16 protein-coding genes are annotated in these 16,937 nt (G+C 57.8%); 4 read left to right on the top strand and 12 right to left on the bottom strand.

All coding sequences use genetic code 11. The features are described from left to right. The first annotated feature begins 120 nt into the window (after nt 1–120). The 3 genes from Q0753_RS07365 to Q0753_RS07355 all read left to right on the top strand — a co-directional run bounded on the left by Q0753_RS07365 (nt 121) and on the right by Q0753_RS07355 (nt 3,842). On the top strand, nt 121–1,749 hold the full coding sequence (locus Q0753_RS07365) for a methyl-accepting chemotaxis protein (protein ID WP_298719031.1): 1,629 nt from the start codon (nt 121–123) through the stop codon (nt 1,747–1,749). 121 nt (nt 1,750–1,870) lie between these two features. Then, entirely contained in the window at nt 1,871–3,328 is a 1,458-nt protein-coding gene (locus Q0753_RS07360; RefSeq protein WP_298719029.1) for an aminoacyl-histidine dipeptidase, read from the top strand. Nucleotides 3,329–3,500: 172 nt separating this feature from the next. Then, nucleotides 3,501–3,842: a hypothetical protein gene (locus Q0753_RS07355; RefSeq protein WP_298719027.1), complete on the top strand. Its 342-nt coding sequence runs from the start codon at nt 3,501–3,503 to the stop codon at nt 3,840–3,842. Nucleotides 3,843–4,084: 242 nt separating this feature from the next. Here the strand turns inward: Q0753_RS07355 and dinB are convergent, their stop codons facing one another. The 12 genes from dinB to Q0753_RS07295 form a co-directional block, all read right to left on the bottom strand. Then, entirely contained in the window at nt 4,085–5,140 is a 1,056-nt protein-coding gene (gene dinB / locus Q0753_RS07350; protein ID WP_298719025.1) for a DNA polymerase IV, read from the bottom strand. A 50-nt stretch (nt 5,141–5,190) separates the two neighbouring features. After that, complete coding sequence (locus Q0753_RS07345) at nt 5,191–6,777, bottom strand: methyl-accepting chemotaxis protein (RefSeq protein WP_298719023.1); 1,587 nt, start codon at nt 6,775–6,777, stop codon at nt 5,191–5,193. 488 nt (nt 6,778–7,265) lie between these two features. Beyond that, a complete protein-coding gene (gene nqrM, locus Q0753_RS07340; RefSeq protein WP_298719021.1) occupies nt 7,266–7,490 on the bottom strand; it encodes a (Na+)-NQR maturation NqrM in 225 nt (74 codons plus the stop codon). Nucleotide 7,491: 1 nt separating this feature from the next. Further along, nucleotides 7,492–8,526, bottom strand: a complete 1,035-nt coding sequence (locus Q0753_RS07335; protein ID WP_298719019.1) for an FAD:protein FMN transferase — start codon at nt 8,524–8,526, stop codon at nt 7,492–7,494. A gap of 6 nt (nt 8,527–8,532) precedes the next feature. After that, on the bottom strand, nt 8,533–9,756 hold the full coding sequence (gene nqrF, locus Q0753_RS07330) for an NADH:ubiquinone reductase (Na(+)-transporting) subunit F (protein ID WP_298719017.1): 1,224 nt from the start codon (nt 9,754–9,756) through the stop codon (nt 8,533–8,535). 25 nt (nt 9,757–9,781) lie between these two features. Further along, entirely contained in the window at nt 9,782–10,378 is a 597-nt protein-coding gene (gene nqrE / locus Q0753_RS07325; RefSeq protein ID WP_204794986.1) for an NADH:ubiquinone reductase (Na(+)-transporting) subunit E, read from the bottom strand. A gap of 3 nt (nt 10,379–10,381) precedes the next feature. Continuing rightward, a complete protein-coding gene (locus Q0753_RS07320) occupies nt 10,382–11,014 on the bottom strand; it encodes an NADH:ubiquinone reductase (Na(+)-transporting) subunit D (RefSeq protein WP_298719014.1) in 633 nt (210 codons plus the stop codon). Beyond that, nucleotides 11,007–11,777, bottom strand: coding sequence for a Na(+)-translocating NADH-quinone reductase subunit C (locus Q0753_RS07315; RefSeq protein ID WP_298719012.1), 771 nt, complete (start codon nt 11,775–11,777; stop codon nt 11,007–11,009). Before Q0753_RS07315 ends, Q0753_RS07320 begins: the two co-directional genes overlap by 8 nt. Next, nucleotides 11,770–13,008: an NADH:ubiquinone reductase (Na(+)-transporting) subunit B gene (locus Q0753_RS07310; protein ID WP_298719010.1), complete on the bottom strand. Its 1,239-nt coding sequence runs from the start codon at nt 13,006–13,008 to the stop codon at nt 11,770–11,772. The genes Q0753_RS07315 and Q0753_RS07310 overlap by 8 nt, the downstream gene beginning before the upstream one ends. Nucleotides 13,009–13,011: 3 nt before the next feature. After that, the gene (locus tag Q0753_RS07305; protein WP_298719008.1) at nt 13,012–14,355 is read right to left on the bottom strand and encodes a Na(+)-translocating NADH-quinone reductase subunit A; all 1,344 of its coding nucleotides are present in this window, start codon (nt 14,353–14,355) and stop codon (nt 13,012–13,014) included. Between the two features lie 363 nt (nt 14,356–14,718). Beyond that, complete coding sequence (locus Q0753_RS07300; protein ID WP_298719007.1) at nt 14,719–15,036, bottom strand: BolA/IbaG family iron-sulfur metabolism protein; 318 nt, start codon at nt 15,034–15,036, stop codon at nt 14,719–14,721. Nucleotides 15,037–15,138: 102 nt separating this feature from the next. Next, a complete protein-coding gene (locus Q0753_RS07295; protein WP_298719005.1) occupies nt 15,139–15,723 on the bottom strand; it encodes an alpha-ketoglutarate-dependent dioxygenase AlkB in 585 nt (194 codons plus the stop codon). Nucleotides 15,724–15,780: 57 nt separating this feature from the next. Between Q0753_RS07295 and Q0753_RS07290 the strand changes: the two genes are divergently transcribed. Further along, nucleotides 15,781–16,929, top strand: coding sequence for a methyltransferase (locus Q0753_RS07290; RefSeq protein WP_298719003.1), 1,149 nt, complete (start codon nt 15,781–15,783; stop codon nt 16,927–16,929). Nucleotides 16,930–16,937: the final 8 nt, after the last annotated feature.

The raw sequence follows: 16,937 nt of genomic DNA, 5'->3' as shown, positions 1-16,937 counted from the left end.
GCTAAGACGAGAAGATCGCATTTTTGCACAACACCCACCGACCTGTATTGCCCTTTCATCTAGTATGAATCTCGGTATGAACCGAGCTGATGCTCTCGACAAAGAAACAAGGATGTTATCGTGCTGCGCTCACTTTCCATCGCCAAACGACTCTATCTGAACCTGCTGCTGCTGTCTGCGGGCATCGTTGTCATCACCCTCATGATGTTGTGGCTGTTCTATCAGGGTCTGATAGAAGAAAAGCGAATTCAGGCCATGCGCCAGGTGGAGTCGGTCATCAGCCTTACCGATTATTATCATCAACAACAGCAGCAGGGTCTGCTGTCGGACCAAGAGGCCCGCCGGCAGGCACTCAACGCCATTGCCGGATTACGCTATGGCAACAACAATTATTTCTGGGTCAATGATGCCCAGCCCCGCATGATCCTGCACCCCATGAATCCCGACCTCAACGGCGAAGATTTGACTAGTTTCAAGGATCCGGACGGCAAGGCGCTGTTTGTCGAAATGGCGACGGTGGTGCGCAGCCAGGGTAAGGGTTTTGTGCACTACCTCTGGCCCAAGCCCGGTTTCGAGCAGCCGGTGGATAAAATATCCTATGTGCAGCCATTTGCGCCCTGGGGCTGGATTATCGGTACCGGCATCTACATCGACGATGTGCAGACCCAGCTGACGGCCACGGCGCTCAAGATACTGATGGTGGTACTCGGTCTGGGGGCCATCGCGGTATTGGTCGCCATCGCCCTCATCCGCAGCATACTGCAACCGATGGGCGATACCGTGCGGGCAATGCGGGATATCTCTCACGGCGACGCCGATCTGCGCCAGCGGCTGGACGAGCACGGCAGGGATGAAGTCACCCAGCTCAGCAAGAGCTTCAACCAGTTCTGTTCGCGCCTGGCCGATACGGTGCGCAAGCTGTCCCCCATCAGCCTGGAGGTCAACGCCGCCGCCGAGCGACTGGCAGGTATAGTGCACCACAATCGCGGCGTATCGGAACAACAGTCCCGGGAAACCGAACAGGTGGCCACCGCCATGAACGAGATGCTGGCTTCCAGCCAGGAAGTCGCCCATGCCGCCGAGCAGGCGGCTCAGGCCAGCCACGAGTCGGCCAAAGCCGCACAAGAGGGCAACAACAAAGTCACCCATACCCGGGAGGTGGCCGCCAGCCTGGTATCCGAGCTGGCCGAAACCCAACACCGCCTCGGCTCGCTCGCCGAGCGAAGCCAGGAAATCGGCAAGGTACTGGAAGTGATTCGGGCCATCGCCGAGCAGACCAATCTGCTGGCGCTCAATGCCGCCATCGAGGCGGCCCGGGCCGGAGAGCAGGGCCGCGGCTTTGCGGTGGTGGCCGATGAAGTGCGTAATCTGGCCACGCGAACCCAGAGCTCGACCGATGAAATTCAGGAGATCATTCAGGGTCTGCAACAGGAGGCGGACGAAACCGTCAACCGCATGAGCGGCCTGATGCAACGGGCAAAAGATACTCAGGGCACCGCCGATCAGGCCGGCGAAACACTGGAAGCCATCAACCAGAGCATGGCGCTGATCAACGACATGAACAGCCATATTGCCACCGCCGCGGCCCAGCAGCGGCAAACCACCGAAGAAATGAATCATAACCTGACCCGCCTGAGCGAGCTGGCGGAAGAAGTACGGCTCAAGACCCAGGAGACCGACAGCGCCGGTGAAACGCTGTCCGGCCTCGGCCGTCGTCTGGCGGAAGAAGTTAACGTGTTCAGGGCCTGACGCCTGCCCGGCTGTGATGGCAGCCGGGATTATTGCTTGCCGATGCTTAATGAATGGATAAGCAGAGGAGAAGCGCGTTAAGCTATCGCTTTCCTTCGCCGCTCTTTGAACAAGGTATGCCATGTCTTCCATTCGTCAGCTTTCTCCTCGCCTGTTGTGGCAGTTCTTCGACACCCAGTGCAGCATTCCTCACCCGTCCGGTCACGAAGCGGCCCTGCGCCAGTGGATAACCGACTGGGCGGCCGAGAAAAACCTGGCGGTGATGCAGGACGCCATCGGTAACCTGATCATTCGCAAGGCGGCTACCGCCGGTATGGAAAAACGCAAGGGCGTCATACTGCAGGCCCACATGGACATGGTGCCCCAGGCCAACGCCGACACCCATCACGACTTCACCACGGACCCGATTCAGCCCTATATAGACGGCGACTGGGTGCGGGCCCGTGGCACTACCCTGGGCGCGGATAACGGCATCGGCCTGGCCGCCTGTCTGGCGGTGCTGGCCGATGACAAGGTACAGCACGGCCCGCTGGAAGTGCTGCTGACCATCGACGAAGAAAGCGGCATGACCGGCGCCTTTGGCCTGACGCCCGGGCTGTTGCAGGGCGAGATACTGCTCAATACCGACTCGGAGCAGGACGGTGATGTGTACATGGGCTGTGCCGGCGGCGTGGATGCCAATATCACCCTGCCCTATGAGCCGGAGCCGGTACCGGCCGGCCATCAGGCTCGCCGCCTGATCATCACCGGGCTGCGTGGCGGTCATTCCGGCATCAACATTCATCAGGGCCGGGCCAGCGCCAACAAGCTGCTGGCCGAGCTGCTGACCGATATCAATCAGCATACCGCGATCCGCCTGAGCGAGCTGAACGGCGGCACCCTGCGCAATGCCATCGCCCGGGAAGCCTCGGCCCTGCTGACCCTGCCCGCAGACCTGCTCGACACGCTGGCAAACCTGGTCGACAGGCGCCGGCAGCAATACCGCCATGAATTTAACGGCGTCGACGACTTCATCCAACTGGAACTGGCGCCCACCGAGCTACCCGAGCGAGTCATGACCACAGCCCTGCAGCAGCGACTGGGAGCCGCCCTGCTCGCCTGCCCGCACGGAGTGATGGAAATGAGCCGCAGCATGGAGGCTGTGGTGCAAAGCTCCACCAATCTGGGCGTCATCGGCACCGAGGACGAGCATATTCATGTGCAATGTCTGATCCGTTCACTCAACGATGAAGGCCGCAACCGGATCGCCGAGATGACCGCCGCGGTGTTTCGCCTGGCCGGCGCCCGCTGCGACTTTGACGGCGCCTACCCCGGCTGGCAGCCAAATCCGGACTCGGCGGTGATGCAGCTGGTGCTGAATACCCACCAGGAACTGTTTGGTGTGCTGCCCGAGGTCAAGGTGATCCACGCCGGGCTGGAGTGCGGCCTGTTCAAGGCGGCCTACCCAGAGTGGGACATGGTCTCTTTCGGGCCGACCATTCAGGGCGCCCACTCACCGGACGAACGAGTACACATAGAAGCGGTGTCCCGCTTCTGGCAGTTACTGGTGCGAGTACTGAAGCAGATTCCTGAAGCGTAAGAAGTGAGGAGTGAATTGTGAGGAGTGAGGGGTGATAGTATTCCCCTCACCCTTTACGCCTCTCCCCTCACAATTCAAAGCGTCAGCAACCGGCCTACACGCAGTCTATGCGGTATTCAAGGGCAATAATTTGGCTTATGCTTTCGGGCAGATCCCAACAGAGGTATATGTCATGAAAAGCGCCCCTTTCTACCTGTTGCTGACCTTGCTGGCCGCGCCGGCAATGGCCGATAACATCTTCAGTGGCATCATCGAGTTTGGCCGTGAGGTACTGGACGAAACCCGCAAGCTGGCACCCGGCATTCAGAACGACAAACGCAATGAAGCGCCCGCCCCGGTTGCCGCAACGGCACCGAACGACGGTCGGGATCGCCCGGCGCTGGAGGGTTCTGCAGACAGCGAGAGCACCGTGATAGTGGCGCCGTCTTCCACCGGTATGCAACCGGTTTCTCCCGCTGCCAACCAGGGCTGGACCTTCGTGGAAGAAGACCACCTGAACGGCAGCAACCAGTAACCTGACGGCGGTTTCTGCCCTGGCGCAGAGCCGTCATATTTTAAATTGGATTTCAATATGTTAAGATACTTAGACATCTAAGCTTATATGAGGACCCAATATGAAGAGATCGTACATTGCCTTGTTTCTGGCTCTGAGCGCAGATTATCTTGGCGCGGCTTCGGACGAGACAGCCTTGGCTACCCCGCAGAAAAACAACGATCAGGAAGCCTGATCTGGCACCAATCAGAATTAAAACAAGCTTACCATTCAAAACTCAGTTGCTCGGCCTGAGCAGCCTGCTCGTTACCTTCGTGACATAACTCGACACTCACCCCCACCAGCCGAACTCCACGCCCCCGGGCTCGCTCCCAGGCTTCGGTGCACAGTTGCGCGGCCAGCGCCAACTCCGGCCCGGTGCAGCGCCGAGACAGGGTGGTCTGGGTAAAGTCATCGAATTTGAGCTTGATGCACAGCCCCTTTATCGCCCGCCCGTCCAGTCGACGTATCAGCTCCGGCCATAACTCCTGCAATACCGACAGCCCCTGCGCAGGAGTATGAATATCGGTGACCAGGGTAGTCTCGACACCGACCGACTTGCGTATCCGTTCGGTCTGTACCTCCCGCTCATCGATACCCTGGCCACGCTGCCACAACAGCCGGCCGAACTTGCCGAAACGACGAATAAGCTCCGCTTCGCCCACCTCATTCAGCTGACCACAGTACTCCAGCCCCAGGGCCGCCAGCTTTTCTGCCGTCTTTCGCCCCACTCCGGGCAACTTGACCAACGGCAACCGGCGCACATAATCGGCCACCGCCGCCGGTGGCAGCACGAAGAGGCCGTCCGGCTTGTTTTCTTCCGAGGCGATTTTGGCCAGAAACTTGCTGGGGGCCACCCCGGCAGAAGCGGTCAGCTGCAACTCGTCATTGATGGCCCGACGAATGTCTGCGGCGATCAACGTAGCACTGCCGCCAAACAGCGGACTGTCGCTCACATCCAGATAGGCTTCGTCCAGCGACAACGGCTCGACCAGATCGGTATAGCGATGAAAGATCTCCCGGATCTGCAGGGACACCGCCTTGTACTCGGCCATGTTACCCGGGATCAATAACAACTGCGGGCACCGTTGCAGCGCCTGATGGCTGGCCATGGCCGAGCGAATACCAAAACGGCGGGCCGGATAGTTACAGGTAGAAATAACGCCACGTCGACTGGCGCTGCCACCGATGGCCAGCGGAATATCCCGCCATTCGGGATGCTTGCGCATCTCTACCGCGGCAAAGAAGCAGTCCATGTCGACATGAATAATCTTGCGCATTGAAAAACGTAAAAACTGAAACGTGGGGCCATAGTGTAGCCCCTTAGTTATCAGGTACTGAACTTGTTAATCTGATCGCGCAGATTATATGCCAGTTGCTGCAGCTCTTCGCCGCTACCGGCAACCGCACTGGCGGTAACCACAGTGCTTTCCGACGCCTGGGTGATGCGCAGCAGATTGCTGTTCATCTCTTCCGACACCTGGCTTTGCTGCTCGGCGGCGGTCGCGACCTGCACGCCCATGTCACGGATACGGGCCATCTGCTCGACAATACGCTCCAGCTCCTTGCCCGCATGCATCGCGGTCTTCACGCTGCCATCGGCCTGTATGCGAGAGCGTCCCATCACTTCCACCGCCTTGCGTGCGACGGTGCGCAGACGGTCATTCATGCTGCGAATCTCTTCGGTCGACCCCTGAGTCCGCTGCGCCAGCTGGCGAACCTCGTCAGCCACCACCGCAAAACCGCGTCCGGACTCGCCAGCTCGCGCCGCTTCGATCGCCGCATTCAGTGCCAGCAGGTTGGTCTGTTCGGAAATGGCCTGGATCTCTTCGAGAACCTGCCCAATCTGTACCGTATCGGCCTCCAGCGTCTGAATCACGTCGGCGGCTTGATCCACCTCCTGTGCCAATGCCTGAATCTGGTGCACGGTATCATCAACATCATGATTCCCTTCCTCGGCTTCATGATCCGCACTTTCGATTGCATTGGCGGTTTCACCGGCACTGCGTGCTACTTCGTGCACACTGGCTGCCATCTCGTTCATTGACGTCGACAGTAGCTCTGCTTCCTGTGCCTGAATATCCAGCGCGGTGCTGGTTTCTTCCGCATGACGGGCCAGGCTTTCGGCGCTGGAGGAAACCTGCGCCGCAGATGCCGCGATCTGATGGATAAGATCCTGAAATACACCCAGTGTTTCGTCGATACGCCGCCCGACCTTGCCCAGCTCGTCTCTGCTGTCCAGTTGCGTACGTACCCGCAGATTACCGGCGGCCGCCTCTTGCATCACCTCGCTGATACGATCCAGCGGGCGGGTAATGGTGCGGCTGATAGGAATCGCCAACGCCACCAGCAGCAGCAAGGCACCCAACAGCAGTCCGCCCATGTGCATCAGGTCGTGACGAAAGGCGTCATCCAGATCATCAACATAGACACCGGTTGCCACCACCCACCCCCAGGGAGTAAACGGCTTGGCCAAAGTGATCTTGGGCTGGGGCTCGCTATTACCCGGCTGTGGCCAGAGGTAGCTGAACTCGCCAATATCGGTCTTGGTACCAAGCAGCGCCGCCATTTCCACAAACACCGCTTGACCATCCTGGCTTCGTTCCCCACGCATGATGCGGCCATTCAGGCCGGGATTGGCACCATGGGCCAGCATGCGCGTTTCGGCATCCAGCACAAAGAAGTATTCATCGCCATCATAACGCATGCTTTCCAGCAGTTGACGTGCCGTGCCCTGTGCCTGCTGCAGGCTTACTTCACCCGCATCAACCCGTGCCTGCTGCGCTGTCAGCAAGCCCTCGGCACTGTCCAGCAGAGCATGCAACTGATGGCGGCGTTCCTGTTGCAGAGAGTCGCGCATATCTAACAGAGACAAAGAAGCCTGAACTGTCAGCATCAGGCCGGCAATCAGAATCATGAGCCAGAGCTTCGCACGTACAGAAAGATTACCGAGGGTCATGAGGGCGATACCTTTTCAATTCAATTGAGTCTAAATGAAGCTACAGACTAGCACAGTCATGAAGGGGGGAAAGACCTTTTCAAGCACAAGGTTATATTGGAAATAGCTAATATTTTTCTCGGCGTTTTCCGCCATGGCTCACCGTACGCAGAACTTGTCTCCTGCACCTGCTTCCATCTGGTTAATGCAGGCCGTTCAGGTAATACCAATCCCACTAAAGATGTGATCAATTCCCGATAACAATGCCGTGTTTTAAGCACTGTCATACCGGGCTTGACCCGGTATCTTTCTGCAGAGAGATCCTGACTTTCGTCAGGATGACGGCCTGAGCACATGATTAATCCGATTGCTATAACGAGTTATCACCGCGCGCCAGGATCGAAAAAGCCGCAAACCGCAGCTTTCTATCTCTCGATCAGCTGATGGTTTGCGGCTTAAGGCTTTCGTCAGATAATGCGGTTTTCTCCCAGCATCTGCCGGCGAGCTTCTTCCTTGGCCATTTTTTTCTTGCGGCTGGCGCAAGGATCCGGACAGTCACAGGCTTTTTCTATGCCTACACCACCCAGACCGCCACAAGAGCCGGCAATAGTCTTGCGCTGCACGATATAGCCGATGGCCATGGCGAAAACCACCAGGGCAAAGACTGCAAAGGTAATCAAAAAATACAGCATATCAACCTCTTGAATACTTCTTGAAGGCGCTGGTCATGTCCACTCTGAAGCCATCGTCCGTCTTGGTCAGCAGGTACACCGCCAGCCGGTGTTGCTCGGCAAACGCCAGTGCCCGCTCGGGCCCCATGACCGTTAGCGCGGTCGCCAAACCGTCTGCGATCATACAGGATGGATGGATCACTGTCACCGATGCCAGCTGATGGGTAATGGGGTGACCCGTGGCCGGATCTATGGTGTGCGACAGCCGCTCGCCGTCCAGTTCATAGTAGTTGCGATAGTCGCCGGAGGTGGCCACGCTGTTGTTGCCGACCGCGACTACCTGTTGTACCGAACCGGTTCCCGAACCCGGTTTTTCCACCGCTATGGTCCAGGGCTGGCGGTGACGATTAAGACCACTGAGCCGCACCTCGCCACCGATTTCCACCAGGTGATCGGTTATCCCCTCTTCACTCAGGTACTCGGACACCATGTCCACCCCAAAGCCCTTGGCGATGGACGACAGGTCCACGTACAGCTCGGGCAACTGTTTGTACAGATACTCCGACTCACTGTCGATGCCCACCCGCAGGTGCTCGAGCCCGGTACGCGCCCGGGTGTCGGCCAGCAGTGGTTCACCGGGTATCCGGCTCGGTCTGGCATCGGGTCCAAAGCCCCACAGGTTGACCAGCGGGCCGACGGTGACGTCCAGCGCCCCTTCGGTCATGCGCCCCAACTGCAGCGCCGCCGTCACCACCCGGGCGGTATCGGACGACACCGGGAAAGGATCCGCCCCCTGATGCCGGTTAAAACGGCTCAACTCCGAGTCTTCCCGATAGGTCGACATCTGATCGTTGAGCCGCTCCAGACGGCGATCGATTTCCGCCTGCAGCGCCTGAGCCCGGGTCTCATCGACATCCACTACCTTGACCGAGTAGTAGGTGCCCATGGTATTGCCGGTCAGGTGCCGCTGCGGATGTTCGACCGCCGCCGGTTTACAGGCGACCAATAAAAAGGCCAGCCCCAGAGGGGCCAGCCATTTAGTTACATGAGATATCATCAGTGTTTAACCACCAAAGTCATCCAGCATGATGTTGTCTTCTTCCACGCCCAGATCCTTGAGCATGTTGATGACGGCGGCGTTCATCACCGGCGGACCACACATGTAGTATTCACAGTCTTCGGGCGCGTCGTGATCCCGCAGATAGTTTTCATACAGCACGTTATGGATAAAGCCGGTATGGCCGGTCCAGTTATCTTCCGGCAGCGCGTCACTCAGTGCCACATGCCACTGGAAGTTATCGCACTGCTCCTGCAGACCGTCGAAATCTTCCACATAGAACATTTCGCGCTTGGAACGGGCACCGTACCAGAAGCTGATCTTGCGCTTGGAGTTCAGGCGCTTGAGCTGGTCGAAGATGTGCGAACGCATCGGCGCCATGCCGGCACCACCACCGATAAACACCATCTCGGCGTCGGTGTCCTTGGCGAAGAATTCACCGAAGGGACCGGAAATGGTGGCCTTGTCACCCGGCTTCAACGACCAGATATAGGAAGACATCTTGCCCGGAGGCGCGCTCCAGTTACGTGGCGGCGGAGTCGCGATGCGCACGTTGAGCATGATAATGCCTTCTTCTTCCGGATAGTTGGCCATGGAGTAGGCGCGGATGGTTTCCTCGTCTACCTTGGACTCCAGATCGAAGATCTTGAACTTGTCCCAGTCTTCACGGTATTCCTCGGGCACATCGAAGTCTTTGTACTGGATGTGGTGAGGCGGAGCTTCAATCTGAATATAACCACCGGCACGGAAAGGCACGCTTTCGCCGTTGGGAATCTGCAGTTTCAGTTCCTTGATGAAGGTGGCCTTGCTGTCGTTGGAGATAACTTCGCAATCCCACTTCTTGATGCCGAATACTTCTTCCGGCAGCTCGATCTTCATGTCCTGCTTGACGTTGACCTGACAGGACAGACGCTCGCCCTCACGCGCTTCGCGCTTGGAGATGTGATCCTGTTCGGTGGGCAGGATTTCACCGCCCCCTTCCAGAATGCGCACTCGGCACTGTCCACAGGTACCACCGCCACCACAGGCAGAAGAGACGAAGATGCCGTTGGCCGCCAGGGCGCCCAGCAGCTTGCCGCTGGCACCGGTGGTGATCGCCTTGTCGGGATCGTCGTTGATGCTGATAGTCACATCCCCTTCCGCGACCAGCTTGGACTTGGCAAACAGGATAATGCTTACCAGGACCAGCACGATCACGGTGAACATGACCACGCCTAGAATGATTTCCATCGATTATTCCTTTTCTATCACCGGGTTACAGGGATATGCCAGAGAAAGACATGAAGCCAAGTGCCATCAGACCGGCGGAGACGAAGGTAATCCCCAGACCGCGCAGACCATCGGGCACATCCGAATACTTCATCTTCTCACGCAAACCGGCCAGCAAAACGATAGCCAGCATCCAGCCAATGCCGGAGCCAAAGCCGTACACGATGGACTCGGAGAAGTTGTAATCCCGCTGTACCATGAACGACACACCACCGAAGATGGCGCAGTTAACGGTGATCAGCGGCAAGAAGATACCCAGCGCGTTGTACAGCGCAGGGAAAAACTTGTCCAGCGTCATCTCCAGGATCTGAACCAGAGCCGCAATTACCCCGATAAAGGTAATGAAGTTCAAAAAGCTCAGGTCCACTCCTTCGGCCAGGGCGCCGTCTTTCAGGATGAAGTTGTAGATCAGGTTGTTAACCGGTACCGAAATGGTCAGTACCACCACCACCGCGACACCCAGACCGAATGAGGTTTTGACCTTCTTGGATACCGCCAGGAAGGTACACATCCCCAGGAAGAAGGCCAACGCCAGGTTTTCGATAAAGACGGCACGAACAAACAAACTCAGATAATGTTCCATCTATTACTCCTTCGCCTCCACCTGTTCCGGACGCATGGTACGCAGTACCCAGATAATGCCACCGATGATGAAGAAGGCACTTGGCGGCAACAGCAGCAGGCCGTTGGCCTGATACCAGCCACCGTTCTTGATCAGCGGCAGTATTTCAATGCCGAACCAGGTACCGGAGCCCAACAGCTCACGGATAGTGGCAACGATCAGCAGGATAAGACCATAACCCATGCCGTTACCGATACCGTCCAGGAAAGACATCATGGGCGGGCTCTTCATGGCATACGCCTCGGCGCGGCCCATTACGATACAGTTGGTGATGATCAAGCCAACGAATACCGACAGCTGCTTGGAGATGTCGTAGGCATAGGCCTTGAGGATCTGATCCACCACGATAACCAGAGAGGCGATAATCGCCATCTGGGCGATAATTCGTACCGAGTTGGGGATCTGATTACGCACCAGCGAGATAAACAGGTTAGAGAAGGCCGTTACCGCTATTACCGCCAGTGACATCACGAATGCGGTCTGCATCTGTGAGGTAACCGCCAGTGCGGAACAGATGCCCAGCACCTGCAACGCAATGGGGTTATTGCCGATGATAGGTCCGAACAGAACCTTTTTCATTTCAGCTTTATCAGCCATTGTTCAGCTCTCCTTTACGAACCTTGGCCAGGAACGGACCGAAGCCCTGCTCGCCCAACCAGAATTCAAAGGTTTTTTGCACACCGTTGGAGGTCAGGGTAGCGCCGGACAGGCCATCTACACTGGAAGGAGCACCTTCAGGCGCACCACCTTTCACCACTTTCAGGGCCGGCTTGCCGTTGTCGTCAAACAGCTCTTTGCCAACAAACTGGGCACGCCAGTTGGGGTTTTCTACCTCACCGCCGAGGCCGGGCGTTTCACCCTGCTCGTAGTAGGTAATCCCCTTGATGGTGTTGCCATCGGGTGCCACGGCGACGAAGGCGTACATGGTAGACCAGAGGCCCTGACCATGAATGGGCAGTATGATGCTGTCCAGGTTGCCGTCTTCATCTTTGGCCATATATACCGGCACCATGTTGGCGCGGCGGCGAATACCGGCCGGATCCTCTTTCGGACTCAGCTTGATGCTGGTCGAAGGTTCCTTGGCGGCATTGCGCTGGTTATAGCCTTGCACCGCTTGGTCCGAAAACGTGTCGGTGGTCAGATCCAGCAGACGCGCTTCGATGAAGCGCTCATAGGTTTCAGCCACATTGTCGCGGCCCAGACCCGCTACTTCAACGATATTGGTCTGCACGTCCAGGGCCTGGTTGCGCTGCTGGGTCGGCTTCAGCAAGACTGCTGCGCCGGATACCACCACAGAACACACCAGACACAGGACGCCGATGACGGCAAAGGTTCTGCCGATAGATTCTTTCTTAGCCACGAGCCAGTCTCCGTTTGATGTTAGCCTGCACCACGAAGTGGTCGAACAAGGGAGCGAACAGGTTGGCGAACAGAATGGCCAGCATCATGCCTTCGGGGAAGGCCGGGTTGACCACTCGGATCAGGACCACCATGATGCCGATCAGGGCGCCGTACCACCATTTACCCTTGTTGGTAAAGGAAGCGGATACCGGGTCGGTTGCCATAAACATCATGCCGAAAGCGAAGCCGCCCAATACCAGGTGCCAGTACCAGGGCATGCTGAACATGGCGTTGGTGTCGGAGCCGAGCATATTGAACAGGGTTGCGGTGGCAATCATGCCGATCATCACGCCTGCCACGATACGCCAGGAGGCAATACCCATGTAGATGATGAACAGGCCGCCCAGCAAAATCGCCAGGGTGGAGACTTCACCAATCGAGCCCTGAATGTTACCGATGAAGGCATCCATCCAGCCGATCATGGAACCGGTGTTGGCATCCATCAACGCCGCCTGACCACCTGCGGCCCACTGGCCCAGGGCGGTAGCGCCGGAGAAGCCGTCAACGGCGGTCCAGACGGTGTCACCTGAAATCTCGGCCGGGTAGGCGAAGAACAGGAAGGCACGACCGGCCAGCGCCGGGTTGAGGAAGTTCTTGCCGGTGCCGCCGAAGATTTCCTTGGCCATGACCACGCCGAAGGTGATACCCAGCGCCGCCTGCCACAGAGGCAGGGTCGCGGGCACGATCAGCGCGAACAGTACCGAGGTGACGAAGAAACCTTCGTTCACTTCGTGCTTGCGTACGGTGGCAAACAGTACTTCCCAGAAACCACCGACGATGAACACCGTCAGGTAGATAGGCAGGAAGTAGGTCGCGCCCAGCAGCATCTTGCTGCCCCAGCCGGCGCCGTCACCCAGGGTTGCTCCCAGGCTTTGTGCCAGACCATAACGCCAGTTGCCGTCGATAACCGAGGCCAGTTCGGCCGGGCTGTACATGTTCATCAGGGCATTGATGGTCTGCCCGCCAGAGTTGTACATACCGAAGAACATGGCCGGAAAGGTCGCCATCCACACCATGATCATGATGCGCTTCAGATCGATACTGTCGCGCACATGAGAGGCGTTGCGGGTAACCATGCCCGGGGTATAGAGCACGGTGGCAACCGCTTCATACAGGGCGTAAAACTTCTCGTATTTACCGCCCGGCTCGAAATGGTGTTCGAGCTTTTCCAGAGTGTGTTTCAAGCTCATTACTTAGCCCTCTAGCTCAATTGTGGTCAGACACTTGCGCAGAGCCTGGCCATAATCGTATTTACCCGGACACACATAGGTACACAGTGCCAGATCTTCTTCATCCAGCTCCATGCAACCCAGGGTCTGGGCGCTTTCGGTATCGTTGGACAACAAATCGCGCAGCAGCAGGGTCGGCAGGATATCCAGCGGCATGATACGTTCATAGTTACCGATGGGTACCATGGCACGGGCAGAGCCGTTGGTGGTGGTGGTCAGGTCGAACAGCTTACCCTTGGTCAAATGACTCAGGTAGGCGCGGGTCACCGAAAATTTATTGGCACCCGGCGCAAGCCAGCCAAACAGTTCTTTTTCGCGACCTTCGGCCAGGACCGATATCTGCAGGTGATAACGACCCAGATAGGCATGCGGACCATTGGCAATGGTGCCGTACAACACGGAGCCGGAAATAACACGGTTCTCACCGTCCTGCAGTTCACCGGCGGTCAGCTCGTTGACACAGGCACCGATGCGGGTACGCAGCAGACGAGGCTTCTGTACCACGGGGCCACCCAGGGCAACCACGCGGTCGGTAAACAGCTCACCGGTGGTGAACAGTTTGCCGAAGGCAATCACATCCTGGTAATTGATATACCAGACCACCTTACCGGCCACGACAGGGTCGATAAAGTGAATGTGGGTACCAGGCAGACCGGCCGGGTGCACGCCACTGAACACTTGTTCGGTGATGTTGCCGGCCTGAGCCTGAGGCAGGCTGCCTTCGCCCTTACAGACATGCACCTTACCTTCGGTCAACCGGCTCAGCACCTGCAGACCATCGGTAAAGGCTTGCGCATTTTCCTTGATGATCAGCTCGGCGTTCGCGCTCAATGGATTGGTATCCATGGCGGTGACGAAGATGGAGCGAGGAGTAGAACCGATGGCCGGCACCTTGCTGAAAGGGCGGGTGCGCAGCGCCGTCCACAGGCCGGATTCAACCAGCTGATCGCGAACGGTTTCAGGTTCCAGTTTGGAAAGTTCAGCAGAAGCGTATTTAGAAAAAGTAATCTGATCTTCGCTGTCATCGACCGCAATCACCACAGATTGCAGTACGCGTTTGGCACCACGGTTGATTTCAACCACGGTACCGCTGGCAGGAGCTGTGAACTTGACGCCCGGATTCTTCTTGTCTTCGAAGATCACCTGACCTTTTTTGACACGATCCTCTACCTTGACGTGCATGGTAGGGCGCATGCCCACAAACTCCTCGCCCAGCGTGGCAACGCGCTTGATGGCAGGACCATCGTAGATTACTTGCTCTGGGGTCCCGGAAATCGGGAGGTCCAGTCCTTTTTTAATTGTAATCATACTCACTTGCACTACTTGTTAGGGGAAGACAGGTACTTGCCATGTCAGACATGACAACATGCTGATGAGTCGCTACCGGTCTGCCTCTATCGTGTTGAAACAGCATGACTACAGTCCGGTAACATCCAGCCCGATATAAAAGGCGCATAATACTAGCACTTTTAGCGCGGCGGCTGCCACGGCAATTACCAAAAATTACCGCCTCTTTCAGCAAATTCAACTTGCTCAAAGTTTAAACAAGCAAGAATAAGGCCATGATATATGGCTACTTATTATCCCTTGGTCGCATAGGCGCCAGCCAATTGCAGGTATTGAGCCAACATCGCGGCATAACAAAAATATCAATCGCGAATAACATTCGGCTCAGGCCGAGGTACCCGCCCGACCACGACAGGCGGGACTGTCGAGCACGCCTTCGCGCGCCTGCCATTCGGCAGGGGTCAGGGTATGCAGCGCCAGTGCATGCACGCCGCCGGCCAGTTCGTCGGCCAGCAGCGTATTCAGGGCCCTATGCCGGGCCAGCAACCGCTGACCGTTAAACTGCTCGCTCACCACCACCAGCTTGAAGTGGGTTTCCGAGCCCGGCGCCACCCGGTGCATATAGCTTTCGTTGATCACTTCCAGATGCGCGGGCGTCAGTGCCGCCTGCACCTTGCTTTCGATAACACTCTGTACCGACATAAGGAGAACTCCTGAGTAAATGACACTGAACCAAGACCGAATCATACCCGGCTTGCTTTCAGTAATGGAATGAATCGCACGACCTGCGCCCCGGTTACGGCGTTACACCAGATAACGAAAGGTCAGGTTGATGCGGGCCGAATCGACGGCCGCGGTTCTGGGCAAGGCATGTTGCCAGTAATGCTGCATTTCGCCCGCCATCACCAACAGGCTGCCGTGATTCAGCAGCAACTGGCGGCGCTCGCCGCCTTTATGGCGCAACAGAAAGCGGCGCGTCGCCCCGAGGCTGACCGAGGCGATGACCGGATTTGACCCCAGCTCCGGCTCGTTGTCTGCATGCCAGCCCATGCTGTCCCGACCATGACGATACAGGTTGAGCAGGACGCCGTTGAAGGGCTGCGCGCAGATGGTTTGCAGCCGCTGACGGATTTCGTTCACCAGCGGGTGCCAGGGCACGGGTTCCCGACGCTTGCCGGAGTAACGGTAGGCCAGCTCCCCCATCCAGCACGACAACCTGGGTTCGTCGTGTTCGCGCCCGAACAAGTGCAGCCGGTGCTGCTGCCAGGGGATCTCCGCCTGCAGTTGCTCGAGCCAGATGTCAGCCTCGGGCAGAAAGGCATCCGGCCACCACAGCAATCGCCCCTGAGGCAGGGATATCCATTCGGGTGAATCGGTCCACAGCTCCATACTGCTTTCTCCCATTAACTGCTAAAATGGCTCTTTTTTCTGTCGGGCCATCGCATCATGAATCACCACTTTCCCCTGCCTCAGGGGGGCGAGCTGTATCTGCAACGCTACCCTCGCTCTGCCCAGCACAGCCTGCAAGCCTGGGATGCGGCCGATGAATATATCATATCCGAGCTGATGACTCAGGAGTGGGACCAGAGCGCGCCCCTGCTGATCCTCAACGACGGTTTCGGCGCCCTCACCCTGGCGTTGTATCACCACAGCCCCTGCAGTTTTACCGACTCGCGCATCGCCGAGCTGGCGCTGGCCGCCAATGCCCGGGACAACGATCTCGAGCCGGGCTGGCAGCCGCTGAACAGCCTGGCAGAGGGGCTAGTTGCCGACGAACCGGCGCCCGGGCTGGTGGTGATGAAGCTGCCCAAGACCAACGCCATGCTGGAATATCAGCTGGCCGCCCTCAGCCGGGTGATGGGACCCGACACCCTGCTGGTCGCCGGGGCCAAGGCCCGGGACATTCACAGCTCGACCCTGAAACTGTTCGAACACTATATCGGCCCCACCCACACCAGCCTGGCCAGGAAAAAGGCCCGGCTGATCTTCTGCCGGCCGGAGCCGAACAAGCGTCCGGCGCCACTGCCTGCCCCCCTGGCATGGCCGCTGGAAGGCACCGACTTCACCATTCACAACCACGCCAACGTGTTTTCTCGCGCCAGCCTCGATATCGGCGCCCGCTTCATGCTGGAGCACCTGCCCGCCGACGAGCCAGGACGAATCATCGATCTGGGCTGCGGTAACGGGGTGCTGGGACTGATGGCCCTGGCGCAGAACCCGCAGGCACGGGTGACCTTCGTGGACGAGTCTTACATGGCCATGGCCAGTGCCCGCCTCAACGTGAGCGAAAATCTGCCCGAGGCCGAGTCCCGCGCCCGCTTCATGGTCAATAACTGTCTCGATGGCGTCGCCGCCGACAGTGCCGATCTGATACTGTGCAATCCCCCGTTTCACCAGCAACAGGCCATAACCGACCATATTGCCTGGCAAATGTTTGTCGATGCCAAACGGGTACTTCGCCACGGCGGCCACTTGCTGCTGGTAGCCAATCGTCATCTTGATTACCATCAGAAACTGAAGCGTCTGTTCGGCAATCAACGGCTGGTGGCATCCAACCGCAAATTCGTTATTCTCAGAGCCACCAAACTCTCTTAAGGAATTTT

It is taken from the genome of uncultured Oceanisphaera sp., from assembly GCF_947495715.1.
In the GTDB taxonomy this organism is placed as follows: Bacteria; Pseudomonadota; Gammaproteobacteria; order Enterobacterales; family Aeromonadaceae; genus Oceanimonas; species Oceanimonas sediminis.
This window is presented reverse-complemented; position numbering and strand designations above follow the sequence as displayed.